Here is a 15,831-nt window from a genome sequence, read left to right as displayed (position 1 = left end):
AATGAGGGGGTCGCGTTCAGTCAACATGCTTCATCTGATATGGGCGGAACACCATGAACCACCCTGCAATCGCGAAAACATTGGCTGCGAAAAGAATCGGAACGCCCAAGAACACAGCGCCAAATGCGCCGGACATCCCAACAATTATGAAAATTAGGAGGGCTGCGATGAAGTTTGCCAGCAGCAACAAATGCGGAAACCGAAAGTCCGGTAACTCTCTGAAACCGAAGAAAATACCTATTGCGACAGGCAAACCGATGAGGAACGAACCGGCCATCGCGAACTCGATATAATTGAATGCAACACCAAGCCGCATTGTCGGGTCTACATCCCAAGTCAGAAGTACTGCCATTGGTAGTCCGGCAGCAACTGCCGCGATCAAGGCGACAATTGCCGATCTAGCTGCAAGTGACCAACTCAAGCCACCAGCCCCAGCGGTGCCTCGCACAGTTCCTTGAACACCTTCATCAACTCGGCCCCATCGGCGCCGTCGATCGCGCGGTGGTCGAAGCTGCCGGTGGCGCTCATCACGGTGGCTACGCCGAGCGCGTCATCCACGATGTACGGCCGCTTCTCGCCCGCACCGACCGCCAGGATCATGCCCTGCGGCGGATTGATCACCGCTTCGAACTGCTTGATCCCGAACATTCCGAGGTTCGACAGGCTGGCAGTGCCGCCCTGGTATTCGTGCGGCTGCAACTTGCCGTCGCGCGCCTTGCCGGCCAGTTCCTTCATCTCGGTGCTGATCGTGCTGATCGCTTTCGCCCCGGCATCGACGATGATCGGGGTGATCAGGCCGGAAGGCGCCGCCACCGCGACCGAGATATCCGCACGGGAGAATTTGCGCAGCTCGTCGCCCGCAAAGCTGACGTTGCACTTGGGAACCTGCACCAGCGCCTTGGCGAGCGCCTTGATCAGCAGGTCGTTGACCGAGAGCTTCACGCCCTGCGCCTCGAGCGCGGCGTTGAGTTCGCTGCGCAGCTTGAGCAGCTTGTCGAGCTGGACGTCGACCGTGAGGTAGATGTGCGGCACGGTCTGCTTGGCCTCGGTCAGGCGGCGCGCGATGACCTTGCGGACGTTGTTGAGCTTCTCCGCTTCGTAAGGAATGCCGAAATCGGGCACTGTAGCGGGGGCCGTGGCCGGAGCGGCGGCAGGAGCCGCGCCCTCGGCTGCCTTTGCCGGGGCCGCGCCCGATGCAACGCCTTCGAGGTCTGCCTTGACGATCCGCCCGTTGGGCCCGGAGCCGATCACGGTCGAGAGGTCGATACCTTTCTGTTCGGCAATCCGCTTGGCGAGCGGCGAGGCGATGATACGGTCCCCGGTGGCAACCGGAGCGCTCTTGGCAGGCGCAGGCGTTGCAGCAGGGGCGGAAGCCGCACTCGGTGCCGGTGTCGTCGCTTCCTTTGCCGGTACAGGTGCAGGCGCGGGAGCCGATGCCGCCATGTCGCTCGCATCCTCTCCGTCTCCCGCCAGCATCGCGATCACGGTGCCGACCTTGACCCCTTCGGTGCCTTCGGGGATTTCGATCTTGGCGATCGTGCCTTCGTCGACCGCTTCGAATTCCATCGTCGCCTTGTCGGTCTCGATTTCGGCCATGATATCGCCGGCAGCGACGCTATCGCCCTCTTTCACGAGCCATTTGGCGAGCGTTCCCTCCTCCATCGTCGGGGACAGGGCAGGCATCTTGATCGGCGTCGGCATACGAGCGGGCAGTCCTTCGCTATACGTGCGGATTACGTAGCGTCGCTTTGGCGCAATGCGCTGGATGGAGCAAGGTTCTTGCCCTGAATACGATTTCGGAAGATACCGTGCGCGCAACGACAGGGGGCAAGAATGCGGATCTACCTCGTGATCATGGACGAGACGCCCGAAGCGCTGAAGGCGCTGCGGTTTGCCTCGCGCCGCGCGATGAAGACCGGCGGCAACGTCCATATCCTCGCGCCGGTCCAGCGCGAGAGCTTCAACGCGTTCGGCGGTGTGCAGGCGACGATCGAGCAGGAGGCGCTCGACCGCGCCGAAGTGATTGCCCATAGCGCGGCGGGTAGCCTGTTTGCAGAGATCGGCAAGATGCCGGTGATCGCGGTGCGCACAGGCGATACCCAGAAGGTGATCCGCCAGTACCTCGACGAACACGCCGAGGTCGCCGCGCTGGTGCTCGGCACCGCCGCCGAAGGTGGGCCCGGCCCGCTGGTGACCTATTTCAGCGGCCAGGCGGGCGCCCTGCCCTGCCCGGTCTATATCGTGCCCGGCACGTTCACCGACGAGGATATCGACCGGCTGGCCTGAGGCGGGCTATTTCCGCTTGCGGCCTTGGTGGCGGATGTTCTTCGGGCGTCCGCGCTGGCCCTGTATGTACTTGCCCTTGGGCTTGGCGCTTCGCCGCGGTTCGGGGCGATTGCCGCGCGGCTCGATCCGGCCTTCACCGTCGGGCAGCTCGAACTTGAGGGCGCCGGTGAGCGGGTTTGCTTCGGCCAATCGCAACTGCAACCGGTTGCCGGGTGCATAGCTGGTCCCGCTGGCTTCGCCGGTGAGCGTCTGCGAAGCTTCGTCGTAACGGAAATGCTCGCGACCCAGTGTCGAGACCGGCACCAGTCCGTCGCCGCCCATCCCCATGATCGTCGCGAAGAACCCGAAGCCCTGCACCCCTGTTATGCGGGTTTCGAACACTTCCCCTACCCGCCCGGCGAGCCACGCGGCGACATAGCGGTCGATCGTATCGCGCTCGGCTTCCATCGCGCGGCGCTCGGCCTGGCTGATCGCGTCGGACACCTTCGAGAGGTCTTCTCGGTCGCGGTCGGACAGGCCCGAAGTCGGTGGCAAGTCGCCCTTGGGTTTGGGTTGTTCGAGTTGGAAGGCGTCGACCAGCGCGCGATGCACCAGCAGGTCGGCATAGCGGCGGATCGGCGAGGTAAAGTGCGCGTAGGAGCCGAGCGCGAGGCCGAAGTGCCCGGCATTCGCCGGCCCGTAATAGGCCTGCGTCTGGCTGCGCAGCACCGCCTCCATCACTTGCGCTTTCTCGCTCTCGTCAACGATGTCCTTGAGCATCCGGTTGAACAGGCTCGGCGTGATCACCTGCCCGAGAGAGAGGGTGTGCCCAAAGGTCTTCATGTAGTCGCGCAAGGCGATCAGCTTCTCGCGGCTCGGCGGCTCATGGACGCGGTACACCACCGGCGCGGTCTTGCTTTCGAGCGCCTTGGCCGCAGCGACATTGGCGGCAATCATGAAATCTTCGACCACCCGGTGCGCGTCGAGCCGCTCGCGCACCGCAATCTCGGCGATCTTGCCTTGGTCGTCGAGCACAACGCGGCGTTCGGGAAGCTCGAGCTCCAACGGATCGCGCTCGGAACGGGCAGCGGCAAGCAGCTTCCATGCACCCCACAGGTTGGCGAGCCATTCGGGCGGCTCCCCGCTATCGACCAGGGCCTGCGCGTCCTCGTAAGCGATGTTGTGGGCAATCCGCACTAGCGCACGGGTGAAGCGCCATTTGGTGACCTTGCCCTGCGGCGAAATGCGGATGTGGCACGCCATCGCGGCGCGATCCTGCCCCTCTTTGAGGCTGCAGACATCGGCGCTCAGCACTTCGGGCAGCATTGGCACCACCCGGTCGGGGAAATAGACCGAGTTGCCGCGCTTCCTCGCTTCGCGGTCGAGCTTGCTGCCCGGGCGGACGTAGAAGCTGACGTCGGCGATCGCGATGACAGCACGGTAACCGCCTTCGTCATCGGGCTCAGCCCAGATCGCATCGTCGTGGTCGCGTGCGTCGGCCGGGTCGATCGCGACGATCGGCAATTCGCGCAAGTCTTCGCGGTTTTCGTGCGAGAGCGGCAGTTTCGCCGCCAGTTCGGCCTCGGCCAGCACTTCTTCGGGGAACACGTGCGGGATGCCGTATTTGGCGATGGCGATCAGGCTGAACGCCTTGGGCGCGAGCGGATCGCCGAGCACTTCGACCACTTTGACTCCGGCGCGCGGCGAGCGGCCCGCGGGCTCGGCCACCACCAGTTGCCCTGCCTCGGCCTCGCCGAGGTCGGCGATGGGGGAAGAATTGCGCACCCGCTTGTCGACCGGCGCGAGCCAGCCCTTGCCCGCCTTGTCGATCTCGACCACGCCCATCAGCCCTTCGGTGCGCGCGGGCAGCTTCTTCATCGGGTGCGCGATCCAGCCACGCCCGGTCTCCTCGGTACGGGCGAGGATACGATCGCCAACCTTGAGCGCAGGCTGGCGCGCGCGTTTGCCCTTGCCTTCGATCACTCGCAGGCGCGGCGGCGGGCTGGCATCGTCGGGGCTCCACGCGTCTGGAATCGCGAACGCCTCGCCATCGTCGATCTCGAGCACACGCAGCACGGTTACCTTTGGCACCCCGCCCATCCGGTGATAGGCGGTCTTCTTGCCGTCGATCAGGCCTTCTTCGGCCATGTCCTTCAGCCGCTTCTTGAGCGCGATCTTTTCCTGTCCCTTGAGCCCGAACGCTTTGGCGATCTCGCGCTTGCCGGCAGGCGTGGGCGAAGTCTGGATGAATTCGAGGATCTGTTCGCGGCTGGGCAAGCCGGGCTGGCGGCGGTGAGGCATCGCTCAGCCCCTAGGCCAATCGCCAGTGCGCGTCATCCCCTGCCGTGAAGCAGCAGACGGTCAGAAGCGGACCGGTTCGTCCCCGTATTTGTTCGGGCCGGGATCCGAATTCATCACTCCGAAGACGACCAGCATGATCACCGGAATCCATCCGATCAGACCATCCCACGCCATCGCAGAATTGCTTGCAAGCGCGGCTTGCGGGTCCGCCGCCGATGCCGCGCGCTGCATCAGTTCGACGACATCGCCACTTCGAAGGTATCCGAGCCAATGCGACAGAATGTAGAGCGCACCGGCAACCACTGCCCAGACTGCCGATTTGTTGCTGTCGTGCAGACGGCGGACGAATGCAGCGGCAACCAATACGATATTGACCAGTGCCAGCACCAGCGACACCAGCACGATATTGCCGACGGCACCGCTCATGCTCTGCATTATTGCTGCCTCGTCGGGGCCCTGCCCCGTCCCCTGCGCGCTCGCGATACCGACAGAAACCGCGTTAGCCATCATCGGCACGCTGACCGCCAGCGAGACGACGATATTCACGATCACGACGAACAGAATCCAGAACCAGAAGGTCTGGCGGGCATCGCGCCCGGTGAAGTCGAACAGGTGCGAAAATTGGTACTTGATGGCGCCGAGCATGAACCGATCCCCTTGTCGCTTCGTTGGGATGACCCGCCGGATCAATAGGCGCGCGCCACCAGCACGCGCTCGACCGCAGGCCTTCCAGTAAAGATACATGCCCCATCGGCAGGCTCCGCGTCCAGCGGAACGTTGCGGAAGGTTAGTTTGAGCGCCTTGAGCCGTTCGACCACTTCGTCGAGTTCATCGCCCGTCGGCCTGGCCCACTGAACTTCGACCCAGCCGGGATTCTTCACACCTTCTGCAAACGCGGCCTCGAGCGCTGCAAATTCGCTTACCCCGCGCGTGATCCGCGCATTGCGCCATTCGCGAGCGCCCTCGAGCATCGACTGCTGCATCTGGGCGAGCATTGTTGGAATCGTTTCGCCCACTTGGTCGATCGAAGGCGTTGCAAAGGCAGGCTTGCCGTTTTCCGCCCACAGCGCATCGCGGCGCAGAAGGCTGACCTTGCCTTCGGTCATGTCGCGCTGACCGACCTCTATGATAACCGGAGCACCCTTGCGCACCCAGTCCCACCGCTTGCCCGCCGCCTTGCCGGGCCGCTGGTCGAGCAGCACCCGCAGCGGCTCGCCGAGCGTTTGCTGGGCGGTGAGGCGCGATTTCAGGCCTTCGCAATATTCGAGCAACGCGGCATCCTCGTCGGTGTCGCGCAGCATCGGCAGGATCACCACCTGCCACGGAGCGAGCGCGGGCGGGACCTTCAGCCCGTCGTCGTCGCCATGAGTCATGATCACGCCGCCGACCATGCGGGTCGAAACGCCCCAGCTGGTGGTGTGCGCCAGCTGCTGGCCGCCTTCGCGATCCTGGAAGCGGATCCCGCTGGCTTCAGCAAAATTGGTGCCGAGATAGTGGCTGGTGCCGGCCTGCAGCGCCTTGCCGTCCTGCATCATCGCTTCGATCGACCAGGTCTCCACCGCCCCGGGGAAGCGTTCGTTTTCCGGCTTTTCGCCCGCGATAACGGGCAACGCGAGGTCTTCCTCGGCGCAGGCACGATAGACTTCGAGCATCCGCAAGGTGTGCTCTTTCGCGTCCTCGGCGGTCTCGTGCGCGGTATGCCCTTCCTGCCACAGGAATTCGCTGGTGCGCAGGAACATCCGGGTGCGCATTTCCCAGCGCACCACGTTGGCCCACTGGTTGATCTTGAGCGGCAGGTCGCGCCAGCTCTGGATCCACCGCGCCATCGCATCGCCGATGATCGTTTCGGAGGTCGGCCGCACGACCAGCGGCTCTTCCAGTTTGGCTTCGGGATCGGGCACCAGCCCGCCCTTGCCGTCGGCAATCAGCCGGTGGTGAGTGACGACCGCCATTTCCTTGGCAAAGCCCTCGACGTGCTCGGCCTCACGCTCGAAGTTCCTGAGCGGAATGAACAGCGGGAAATAGCAGTTGTCGTGCCCGGTATCGCGAATGCGCGCGTCGAGCAGGCGCTGGATCCGCTCCCAGATGCCAAAGCCCCACGGTTTGATGACCATGCATCCGCGAACCCCCGACTCTTCTGCAAGGTCGGCGGCGGAAATGACTTCCTGGTACCACTGGGCGAAATCGTCGGCGCGCTTGACCGACAGGGCATGGCGAATCTGGGACACTGGTTGCGGTTCTTTGCTGGTAGGTATGACCGGGCGGCACTAGCCGCGCCTGACGGGGCGGGTCCAGTGCCTATTCGCGGCGAAAATCGCGCCGATTACTTGCCGAGCTGGTCGAGCTTCTTCTGCATCGCCGCCATCTGCGCGCGCAGTTCTGCCAGTTCGGCGCTAGCATCGGCAGACGGCTCGCTTGCCTTGGAAGCGCTGGCTGCCGGCTTTTTCGCGCCCTTGCCGGGAATGAACGCCTCGGCGGCAGCGCGCATCATTGCCATGTTGGTTTCGGCCATCTTGGCGAGCGGGTTGTCGCCCGCACCTTGCTTGAATGCCTCGCGCAGCTTGGCCTGGTTCTCGCTGAAATTGGTCATCATCGCTTCGAGATAGCTCGGCATTATCGCCTGCATCGAATTGCCGTACATCGTGATGAGTTGGCGCAGGAAACTGATCGGCAGCAGCGGTTCGGAACCGCTCGATTCCTCTTCCATGATGATCTGGGTGAGGATCGAATGGGTGATGTCTTCCCCCGACTTGGCGTCGAGCACCTTGAAGTCCACCCCTTCGCGAGTCATTCGCGACAGATCGTCGAGCGTGATGTAGCTTGAGGAGGCGGTGTTATAGAGACGGCGGTTGGCGTATTTCTTGATGATGACCGCGTCGTCACCGTTGGTCGATTTCCTGGACATTCCGACTCACCTCTCCGGAGCGTGCTGCGAAACCCCGGCATTAGCACTTGCAGCATGTGCAGCGCAACAAATGCTGCACCGCCTGTGGTGCAGCAAAGCGTTGCAATGCTGCTTGATTGGCTAGCGTCGAAATCGTCGCCCGAGCACCGTCAGCAATTCGTATTGGGTGAGCCCGGTCGTATGAGCGGCAGCGGGAAGATCGTAGGGGACCGACAGCCAATCGCCTTCGGAAATCTCGGGCGCGTGCGTGAGATCGACCACCACCATGTCCATCGACACCTTGCCGAGCAGCGGCAGGCTGCGCCCCTTGTGGCTCAATGCACCCGCTTCGCCCCAGCTCCTCAGGAAACCGTCGGCATAACCGAGCGAAACCACTCCAGCGCGCATCGTCCGTGGTGCGATGAAGGCGTGGTTATAGCCTACGCCGTCGCCAGCCTTCAGTTCGCGTACCTGCAGGATCGCCGCTTCGGGATGGGCGACGGCCTTGATCTCGCCAGCCAGCTCGGCTCGCGGAACCCCTCCGTAGAGTGCCAGGCCGGGCCGGGTGACGTCGAACGCGTAGTCCGGACCTAGCGCAATCCCGGCGCTATTGGCCAGGCTCCGGCGACGCGCGGGCATTTGTGCGCAAACCTCTGCAAAGCGCGCAAGCTGGAGCGCATTTGTAGAGCTATCCTCGTCCGCCGACGCGAGGTGCGACATAAGGGTATCGATCTCGAGTCCGGCGAACACCGGGTCGCCCAGCGCTCTGACCGGAACGCCAAGCCGGTTGATCCCGGTATCGACCATCAGGTCGCACGTCCCGCCCCCGCTCGCTTGCCAACGCGCGACTTGCGCCAGGCTGTTCAGGACCGGCCTAACGCCAACCTTGCGCGCAAATGCGCAGTCATCGTCGTGCAATGGCCCGTGCAGCACCGCGACCCGCTCTGGCGGAACGTGCGCAATCACCTCCGGCACCTCGCTCCAGTGAGCGACGAAGAAGTCGCGCGCGCCAGCCTCTGCCAGCACCGGCACGACCTGCCCAGCGCCCAGTCCGTAACCGTCAGCCTTGACGGCCGCACCCGCTCGCGCAGCGCCCGAAAGCCGGTCGAGCGCGCGCCAGTTGTCTGCCAGCGCGGCGGTGTCGAGGCGCAGCCGCAGCGTCGGCGGCGGAAGAATTGTCACGGATTGGCGACCGAAACCGGCAGTTCGTGGTCCGACACCTCGAAATCGCGCGGCGGACCGCCCTTGATGCCCCACAGCCCCACGACGAGGCCGAACGCCATCACGACCCAGGTGTACCACAGCCCGGAATAGGCATTGCCCGTCGTCGCGACGATGTAGCCCGCGATCAGCGGCAGGAACCCGCCAAGGTAGCCAGCGCCGATATGGTACGGGATCGACATCGAGCTGTAGCGAATCTGGGGCGGGAACATCTCCGACAGCAGCGCCGCGACCGAACCATAGGTCAGTGCCGAGAGCATCCCCAGCGCGCAGATCAGCGCAATGATCCCCACGACCCGCACGAACGGCGGGTGCTGGGTCGAGAAGTCATAGCCATTCGCTTCCAGCGCCTGCTTCACCGCCGCCTGGTGCGAAGCGGGATCGTCCCAGTTGACGCCGTTCGCGCCGTTGCCGAGCGGATAGAGCGCGTAACCCACCTGCATCGACAGATCGAGCGCGCCCTTGGCCTGCTGCGAGGTGAAACCGGCCGGCTTGGCTGCGATATCGTAGGGAACGCCAAGCGCGGTCAGGTCCTGCAACAATCGCCCACATGGGGCGGCCTGCTTGTTGGCGAACGGATCGTAGTGGCAATCAGGACCCGACACGACCACCGGAGCCCTTTGTGCCGCCTGGCCGAGCCCCGGATTGGCGAGCGCACCGATGCCCCAGAATATCGGGAACAGCAGCACCAACGAGAGCGCCGCGCCAATTACAATCGGCAGCTTGCGGCCAACCCGGTCGGACCACTTGCCGACGATCACGTAGAAGCTCATCGAAATCGTGCCACCGATCAGCATGATCACTTCGACCAGCTGTTCGTCGACCCGCATCGGCCCGCGCAGGAACGACAGGCCGGAGAAGAACGCGGTGTACCAGATCGTCGTCAACACCCCGGTGATCCCGAACAGCGCGACGAAAATCCGCTTCTTGTTGCCGGGATAGGTGAAGCTTTCGACGAACGGGTTGCCCGCTGTTTCGCCAGCTTCCTTCATCGCCTGGAACACCGGGCTTTCGCTCAGCTTGAGCCGCATCCACAGCGATATCACCAGCAGGATCAGCGAAAGCAAGAACGGAACGCGCCAGCCCCACGCGGCAAAATCCTCGGCGGGAATCAGCCAGCGGCTGCCGATCACGACGATGATCGACAGCACGAACCCGCCGACCACGCTCGCCTGGATGAAACTGGTGTAAAGACCGCGCTTTTCGGGCGGGGCGTGCTCGGCCACGTAGATCGCCGCGCCGCCGTATTCGCCCCCGAGCGCAAGGCCCTGAAGGATGCGCAGCCCGATCACGATGATCGGCGCCGCCAGGCCGATCGTCGCCGCTGTCGGGATCAGGCCGACCCCGGCGGTGGCAATGCCCATCAGGGTCACCGTGACGAGGAAGGTGTACTTCCTTCCCAACCGGTCGCCGAGGAACCCGAACAGGATCGCGCCGAGCGGGCGAAAACCGAACCCGACCGCGAACCCGGCCCACACCAACAGCAACTGAAGCGTCTCGTTGTCCGCCGGGAAGAACGCCTTGCCGATCAGCGCCGCGAGCGTGCCGTAGATGAAGAAATCGTACCATTCGAAGATCGTACCCGCCGACGAAGCGGCGATGACCAGCCGGATTTCCTTCGCGCTGGGCTCGTGAATGCTCGCGCTCGCGTTCCCTTGCATATCGGCTACCCGGCTCCCTGGTTGATCTTTGCCGGTGGTCTAGCTGCCTCGCTGCCGGTTGGAAAGCGCATCGAGCGCCGCCTTCCACGGCAGCACCATCGCGCCGTGACGTGCGGGATAGGTGCGGGCGGGAACGAGCGGCGCAAGCCCGGGCCAGTCGGGCAGGTCACCCTCACCCGCCAGCCAGCTTTCGAATTCGGCCAGTGTCGCTGCGATGTGCGATCGGTCCGCGCCTGCCGCTTTTGCCGCGAACAGCGCCGCAGCAGCTTGTCCCACCGCACAGGCGGCGACCTGCATTCCCAGCCGTACTATTCGCCCCGACGCGTCGCACTCGAGCGCCATCGTCAACGTACTGCCGCATGTTCGCGAGCGCGCGCTCCCGGTCAACGGCAGGTCGGGCGAGAGCGGATAGTCGGCCAGCGAAACCGCCAACGCCAGGAGTTCGGGAGTGTAAAGGCTCGCGCCGCTGCGCGCGGTCATTGCCCGCGGACGTGAGAGTGCGCGTCGTCCGACTGCAGCGATTGCCGCCGGGCATCGATCAGCTGGACCATCGCATCGGCGCTCGAATTGACCAATGGATATGTGCGCGCCTGTGTGATCCAGTCCGGGCGACCGGTCACGCCCCACACCGCGTCGTATCCCAGCACCAGCAAGGCAAATGCACACACCACTACGATGCCGCCCTTGATCGCGCCGAATCCAAAGCCCAGCACGCGGTCGATCGGGCCGAGGAATGACATGCGGGTCGACTGGCCCAACCGCCCGGCAATCAGCTTCATCCCCGCATAGGGAATCAGCAGCAGTAGCGCGAACGCCAGCGTCGCGGCCCCGGTCGACGAGTCGACGTAGGGCAGCAAGGCTTCGTAAAGCGGGGTGTGGAGGTTGTGGATCGCAACGATCGCAAGGCCCCATGCGGCCAGCGATAGCACTTCCTGCACGAACCCGCGCGAGAAGCCGCCAATCGCCGCCACGCCCACGACGCACAGCACGATGATGTCAAAACCCGTCATTGCGATCGCTCGGCTGGTAGAACCTATCCCATTACGCGGTCAACGAGATCCGCCAACTGATTAAGCCCAGCATAGTTAAGGTCGGGTGAATTTCCAGCACGTTCGATGGGACCATTTCCGACCGAAAATCCGAGCTTTGTCGCTTCGCGCAGGCGCAATCCGCCGTGCGCCACCGGGCGAATTTCCCCGGCCAACGAAACTTCACCGAACCACACCGCATTGCGATCGAGCGGCTTGTCGGCCAGCGCGGAGACCAGCGCCGCCGCCACCGCGACGTCGGCTGCCGGATCGGACAAGCGATAGCCGCCCGCCACATTGAGGTAGACTTCCGCCGAACTGAAATTGAGCCCGCAACGCGATTCGAGCACAGCCAGCAGCATCGCCAGCCGCCCGTTGTCCCACCCAACGACCGCGCGGCGCGGGGTTGCGCCCGATTGCAAGCGCACGATCAGCGCCTGAATTTCGACGAGAACCGGGCGAGTTCCCTCAAGTGCCGGGAACACCGCGCTTCCAGCGAGCGGTTCCTCGCGACCCGACAGAAATAGCATCGATGGATTGGCAACCTCTTCCAGCCCATCGCCCGCCATCGCGAACACGCCGATTTCGTCGACCGCGCCAAAGCGGTTCTTGAGCGCGCGCAGGATACGATACTGGTGGCTGCGCTCGCCTTCGAAGCTCATCACCACGTCGACCATGTGTTCGAGCACCCGCGGGCCTGCAATCGTGCCGTCCTTGGTGACGTGGCCGACCAGCACCAGCGCAACGCCGTTCTCCTTGGCATAACGTATCAGCTCGAACGCGCAGCCGCGCACCTGGCTGACGGTTCCCGGAGCGCCTTCGATGGTGTCGGAATGCATCGTCTGGATCGAATCGATCACCAGCAGTGCGGGCGGTTCGCCTTGCGCCAGCGTAGTCAGGATATCGCGCACCGAAGTCGCCGCCGCCAACCGGATCGGCGCGTCGGCAAGGCCCAGCCGCGATGCCCGCAAGCGCACCTGACCGGCAGCTTCTTCCCCGCTGACGTAAACCGCCTGGGCGCCCGTCCTCGCCACCGTGGCCGCCGATTGCAATAACAAGGTCGACTTGCCGATGCCGGGATCGCCGCCCATCAGCACCGCCGAACCGGGAACCAGCCCGCCGCCCAGCGCACGGTCGAATTCGGCGAGGCCGGTCGGGCGACGCACCAGCGGCTCCGACGGGGCGTCGAGCGCTTCGAACATCACTGGCCGCCCGCCGCTAGACAGGTCGTGCTTTTGCGAGAACACCGTGGCCGGCGCATCTTCGCTCAGCGTGTTCCATTCCGCGCAGTCGGGACACTGGCCCTGCCAACGATGGCTGACCGAGCCGCAAGCCTGGCAGACGTAACGCTTCTTCACTTTCGCCATGCGGCTTGCTTAAACGGAACATTTGCAGAACGCAATTGCCTCGACGCGTTTTGCCCGCCACAGTACACGACATGCGCCAAAAGGAACTTCGTATCGCATTGGTCTGCTACGGCGGGGTCAGCCTGGCGGTCTATATGCACGGCGTCACCAAGGAACTTTGGCACCTCGCGCGTGCCAGCCGCGCGTATCACGGCAAGGAAACGCACAGCGGCGTACAGCGGGTCTATCGCGAGATGCTCGACCACCTCGAGCGCGAGCATAACCTGCAACTGCGGGTGCTGCCAGACATCCTCACAGGTGCGAGCGCGGGCGGGATCAACGCCATCTTCCTCGCCCAGGCGATCCATTCGGGCCAGAGCCTCGAGCCGCTCACCGAACTGTGGCTGGAGATGGCCGATACAGACAAGCTGGTCGCCCCCGAAGCGCTACCCGGCTGGCGCTTTGCCAAGTACTGGGCCCAGCCGTTCGTGCGCTGGGTGCTCAGCCGTCCGGGCAACGCAGTGTCGGAAAGCGTCGCGCCCGAAACCCGCACCGAAGTGCGCCGCAAGGTTTCGCGCCTGATCCGCGGGCGATGGTTCGAGCCGCCGTTTTCGGGCCTGGGGTTCTCGCGACTGCTGAGCGATGCCTTTGCAGCGATGGCGCAATCCCGGGCTGAGGCGCCCTTGCTGCCGACCGGCCACCCGATCGACCTGATCGTGACCGCGACCGATTTCCGCGGGTTTCTCTCGTTGCTTCACTTGCACAGCCCGAAGGAAGTCGAAGAGAGCGAGCACCGATTGCCGGTCTCGTTCCGGTCGCGTACCCCGCACGAGGCCGGGCGGTCGCTCGCCGATCCGCTCGAGCTGACATTCGCTGCCCGCGCCACCGCCAGCTTTCCCGGCGCGTTCCCGCCGCTGCAACTGGCCGAGATCGATGCGCTGGCCGCACAGACCGGGCGCGAGTGGACGGGACGCGAGAAGTTCCTCGAACGCGTCATGCCGATCCATGTGAACCAGGGAAATGCCGAGCACGTCTCGCTGATCGACGGGTCGGTGCTGGTCAACGCACCCTTCGAAGGCGCGATCGAGGCGCTGCCGGCGCGCCCCGCGCAGCGCGAGGTCGACCGGCGGTTCGTCTACATCGATCCCCACCCCGACCGGTTCGAGGGGCTCGAGGACGAAATCGACCGTCCGGTGGGTTTTTTTACCGCCATCTTCGGCTCGCTATCGACGATCCCGCGCGAACAGCCGATCCGCGACAACCTCGATGCAATCGAAGCCCAGTCGCGCGAAGCGACCCGCGTACGCCGAATCGTGGCGGGCTTACGGCCCGAAGTCGAAACTACCGTCGAAAAGCTGTTCGGCAGGACGCTGTTCTTCGATCGGCCGACACCGCGCAGGCTGGCCGGGTGGCGCGCCAAGGCCCAGCAAGCCGCGGCCGAGCAGGCAGGTTATGCCTTCAGTTCCTACGCGCAGGCCAAGCGCGCGGGGATCGTCGAGACGCTGGGCAACGTGGTGTTTGCTGCCGCACCGTCGCTCAAGCTGCCCGGACCTGAAGCGGTGATCGAGCGGCTGGCCAACGAGCTCGACGAGCGCGGCTTGCACATACTGTCGGCAGCCGGTGGCGGAGCGACCCCGGAAGCAATCGCGTTCTTCCGTGCGCACGACCTGGCGTTTCGCGTACGCCGGCTGCGCCTGCTTGCCCGGCGGCTGTCGCGCGAATGGGAAGCGGATCCCGACATTCCCGACGACGCGCTCGAGGAAGCGCGCGGCGCGATCTATGCAATCCTCGCGCTCTATTTCGCGCGCGAAGACACCGCCGCGCTCGGGCCCGATTTCGGCAGGCTGGCCGAGCGGGTAATGGAAGACCCCGGGGCGGTGCTCGATGCACTTGGCGAGCATCGGCTGCTGCCCGAAACCGACATCCGGGCGGAAGAGATGCTTTGCGCCGCGCTGGGCGACATGCCGCGCGAGCTACGCCGCCGAATGTTGCTGACCTATCTCGGGTTCCCGTTCTACGATGTCGCCACGCTCCAACTGATGCGAAACGAGGGCCTGACCGAGTTCGACGCAATCAAGGTCGACCGGATCAGCCCGAACGATGCCCTGTCGATCCGCCCGGGCGGCGCGCAGGCAACGCTGCGCGGCACCGAATTCTACAACTTCGGCGCGTTCTTCTCCCGCGCCTATCGCGAAAACGACTACCTGTGGGGCCGTTTGCACGGCGCGGAACGGATGATCGACCTGGTGTGTTCTACCGTCGATGGCTTCCACCCGGGCGACTGCGCCGAATTCAAGAAACGCGCGTTCCTCGCGATCCTCGACGAGGAGGAGACGCGGCTGAAGGCGAACGAAGGCCTTGTCGAACGGATCAGGGCTGAGGTGGAGGCGCTTTAGCGGCACCTCTATCCGGATCAGTCGAGCGGGCAATCGACCTTCTTGTTGGTGCAGGCGACCGTCGTCGCGCCGGCCCCTGCGGCGAGCGCCGCAACGCAGCCGGATGTGCCCAGGCTCGCCACCACGGCAAACGCGATCAGGAATTTCCTCATGTCTTCCCCCTCGAAGAATATCGGGAACAGGAAGGGTAGCTTGTGCCTGTCTGGTTTCAAGCGGGTTAACGGGTGCGGACGGGAGTGAGAAGCGGACTTTCCGCTAACGACCCAATTGCGGACATTAGGGTTGTTCATCGATTTGGCTTGCCGAATAAGTCGCGGTCATCTCGTCCTCCTTGGCTTCATCGGCGACGTGAAGGAGGACAGTTTGCATTAGTTCCACATCCGGATGCGACGCACAGTTACCGGCGAACCATAGCGCTTCTGAGAGTGGCTCTTCCGCGTGCCACGTCGTCATCACAAACCTATTGTCAGGAATGTCGCCATAGTCGAAGGTTTCAAGCACTGCCCAGTCCACCGCGTCGTGCCACCTTTCGCACTCTCGTCCCCAGGCGACCGCATAAAGGCAGCCGCCGTCCACCAACCATCGGGCGATGGTGTTTCGCCAGTCATCACTAACCATAGTCTCCGAAACGATAACCACTCGAAGTGGACCGGTTGGAAGCTGCGGGGGAGCCTTGTTCGGGCCTAGATGCACATATTCCAGTTCCATGTGATCAGCTTACGAGCACGA

15 protein-coding genes are annotated in these 15,831 nt (G+C 64.2%); 2 read left to right on the top strand and 13 right to left on the bottom strand.

The features are described from left to right. Positions 1-16 precede the first annotated feature (16 nt). Together CJO11_RS00315 and CJO11_RS00310 are read right to left on the bottom strand one after the other, a co-directional pair. On the bottom strand, positions 17-352 hold the full coding sequence (locus CJO11_RS00315) for a hypothetical protein (RefSeq protein WP_095010912.1): 336 nt from the start codon (positions 350-352) through the stop codon (positions 17-19). Between the two features lie 65 nt (positions 353-417). Beyond that, complete coding sequence (locus CJO11_RS00310; protein ID WP_095010911.1) at positions 418-1,701, bottom strand: pyruvate dehydrogenase complex dihydrolipoamide acetyltransferase; 1,284 nt, start codon at positions 1,699-1,701, stop codon at positions 418-420. A gap of 132 nt (positions 1,702-1,833) precedes the next feature. On the opposite strand from CJO11_RS00310, the gene CJO11_RS00305 reads away from it, so the two are divergent. After that, positions 1,834-2,286 carry a universal stress protein gene (locus tag CJO11_RS00305; RefSeq protein WP_095010910.1) on the top strand — a complete coding sequence of 151 codons (453 nt, stop codon included), beginning with the start codon at positions 1,834-1,836 and terminating at the stop codon, positions 2,284-2,286. Between the two features lie 6 nt (positions 2,287-2,292). Here the strand turns inward: CJO11_RS00305 and rnr are convergent, their stop codons facing one another. From rnr to radA, 9 genes are all read right to left on the bottom strand, one after another. After that, positions 2,293-4,566 (bottom strand): ribonuclease R, encoded by a 2,274-nt coding sequence (gene rnr, locus CJO11_RS00300; protein ID WP_095010909.1) that lies wholly within the window; start codon positions 4,564-4,566, stop codon positions 2,293-2,295. Positions 4,567-4,626: 60 nt separating this feature from the next. Then, on the bottom strand, positions 4,627-5,211 hold the full coding sequence (locus CJO11_RS00295; RefSeq protein ID WP_169829104.1) for a DUF805 domain-containing protein: 585 nt from the start codon (positions 5,209-5,211) through the stop codon (positions 4,627-4,629). Positions 5,212-5,252: 41 nt separating this feature from the next. Continuing rightward, the gene (proS, locus tag CJO11_RS00290; RefSeq protein WP_095010907.1) at positions 5,253-6,794 is read right to left on the bottom strand and encodes a proline--tRNA ligase; all 1,542 of its coding nucleotides are present in this window, start codon (positions 6,792-6,794) and stop codon (positions 5,253-5,255) included. A 95-nt stretch (positions 6,795-6,889) separates the two neighbouring features. Continuing rightward, complete coding sequence (gene phaR / locus CJO11_RS00285; protein WP_095010906.1) at positions 6,890-7,471, bottom strand: polyhydroxyalkanoate synthesis repressor PhaR; 582 nt, start codon at positions 7,469-7,471, stop codon at positions 6,890-6,892. A gap of 120 nt (positions 7,472-7,591) precedes the next feature. Continuing rightward, positions 7,592-8,632 (bottom strand): alanine racemase, encoded by a 1,041-nt coding sequence (gene alr, locus CJO11_RS00280; RefSeq protein WP_095010905.1) that lies wholly within the window; start codon positions 8,630-8,632, stop codon positions 7,592-7,594. After that, positions 8,629-10,332: an MFS transporter gene (locus CJO11_RS00275; protein WP_095010904.1), complete on the bottom strand. Its 1,704-nt coding sequence runs from the start codon at positions 10,330-10,332 to the stop codon at positions 8,629-8,631. The genes alr and CJO11_RS00275 overlap by 4 nt, the downstream gene beginning before the upstream one ends. A 39-nt stretch (positions 10,333-10,371) precedes the next feature. Continuing rightward, complete coding sequence (locus CJO11_RS00270; protein WP_095010903.1) at positions 10,372-10,812, bottom strand: iron-sulfur cluster assembly scaffold protein; 441 nt, start codon at positions 10,810-10,812, stop codon at positions 10,372-10,374. Next, the gene (locus CJO11_RS00265) at positions 10,809-11,342 is read right to left on the bottom strand and encodes a CvpA family protein (protein ID WP_095010902.1); all 534 of its coding nucleotides are present in this window, start codon (positions 11,340-11,342) and stop codon (positions 10,809-10,811) included. Before CJO11_RS00265 ends, CJO11_RS00270 begins: the two co-directional genes overlap by 4 nt. A 23-nt stretch (positions 11,343-11,365) precedes the next feature. Then, the gene (gene radA / locus CJO11_RS00260) at positions 11,366-12,727 is read right to left on the bottom strand and encodes a DNA repair protein RadA (RefSeq protein ID WP_095010901.1); all 1,362 of its coding nucleotides are present in this window, start codon (positions 12,725-12,727) and stop codon (positions 11,366-11,368) included. 71 nt (positions 12,728-12,798) lie between these two features. Between radA and CJO11_RS00255 the strand changes: the two genes are divergently transcribed. Next, positions 12,799-15,102: a patatin-like protein gene (locus tag CJO11_RS00255; RefSeq protein ID WP_095010900.1), complete on the top strand. Its 2,304-nt coding sequence runs from the start codon at positions 12,799-12,801 to the stop codon at positions 15,100-15,102. A gap of 17 nt (positions 15,103-15,119) precedes the next feature. Here CJO11_RS00255 and CJO11_RS13420 read toward each other — a convergent pair whose 3' ends face one another. Continuing rightward, positions 15,120-15,254, bottom strand: coding sequence for a hypothetical protein (locus CJO11_RS13420; RefSeq protein ID WP_276270516.1), 135 nt, complete (start codon positions 15,252-15,254; stop codon positions 15,120-15,122). A gap of 124 nt (positions 15,255-15,378) precedes the next feature. Then, positions 15,379-15,810 carry a DUF7684 family protein gene (locus CJO11_RS00250; RefSeq protein WP_095010899.1) on the bottom strand — a complete coding sequence of 144 codons (432 nt, stop codon included), beginning with the start codon at positions 15,808-15,810 and terminating at the stop codon, positions 15,379-15,381. Positions 15,811-15,831 lie beyond the last annotated feature (21 nt).

Origin of the sequence: Tsuneonella mangrovi, assembly GCF_002269345.1 — a bacterium.
Taxonomy (GTDB): Bacteria; Pseudomonadota; Alphaproteobacteria; order Sphingomonadales; family Sphingomonadaceae; genus Tsuneonella; species Tsuneonella mangrovi.
This window is presented reverse-complemented; position numbering and strand designations above follow the sequence as displayed.

Bases quoted from the DNA above. Each gene is read 5' to 3' on its own strand.
- CJO11_RS00315 (WP_095010912.1), bottom strand. From the start codon at position 352: ATGGCAGTACTTCTGACTTGGGATGTAGACCCGACAATGCGGCTTGGT.
- CJO11_RS00310 (WP_095010911.1), bottom strand. From the start codon at position 1,701: ATGCCGACGCCGATCAAGATGCCTGCCCTGTCCCCGACGATGGAGGAG.
- CJO11_RS00305 (WP_095010910.1), top strand. From the start codon at position 1,834: ATGCGGATCTACCTCGTGATCATGGACGAGACGCCCGAAGCGCTGAAG.
- rnr (WP_095010909.1), bottom strand. From the start codon at position 4,566: ATGCCTCACCGCCGCCAGCCCGGCTTGCCCAGCCGCGAACAGATCCTC.
- CJO11_RS00295 (WP_169829104.1), bottom strand. From the start codon at position 5,211: ATGCTCGGCGCCATCAAGTACCAATTTTCGCACCTGTTCGACTTCACC.
- phaR (WP_095010906.1), bottom strand. From the start codon at position 7,471: ATGTCCAGGAAATCGACCAACGGTGACGACGCGGTCATCATCAAGAAA.
- CJO11_RS00275 (WP_095010904.1), bottom strand. From the start codon at position 10,332: ATGCAAGGGAACGCGAGCGCGAGCATTCACGAGCCCAGCGCGAAGGAA.
- CJO11_RS00270 (WP_095010903.1), bottom strand. From the start codon at position 10,812: ATGACCGCGCGCAGCGGCGCGAGCCTTTACACTCCCGAACTCCTGGCG.
- CJO11_RS00265 (WP_095010902.1), bottom strand. From the start codon at position 11,342: ATGACGGGTTTTGACATCATCGTGCTGTGCGTCGTGGGCGTGGCGGCG.
- radA (WP_095010901.1), bottom strand. From the start codon at position 12,727: ATGGCGAAAGTGAAGAAGCGTTACGTCTGCCAGGCTTGCGGCTCGGTC.
- CJO11_RS00255 (WP_095010900.1), top strand. From the start codon at position 12,799: ATGCGCCAAAAGGAACTTCGTATCGCATTGGTCTGCTACGGCGGGGTC.
- CJO11_RS13420 (WP_276270516.1), bottom strand. From the start codon at position 15,254: ATGAGGAAATTCCTGATCGCGTTTGCCGTGGTGGCGAGCCTGGGCACA.
- CJO11_RS00250 (WP_095010899.1), bottom strand. From the start codon at position 15,810: ATGGAACTGGAATATGTGCATCTAGGCCCGAACAAGGCTCCCCCGCAG.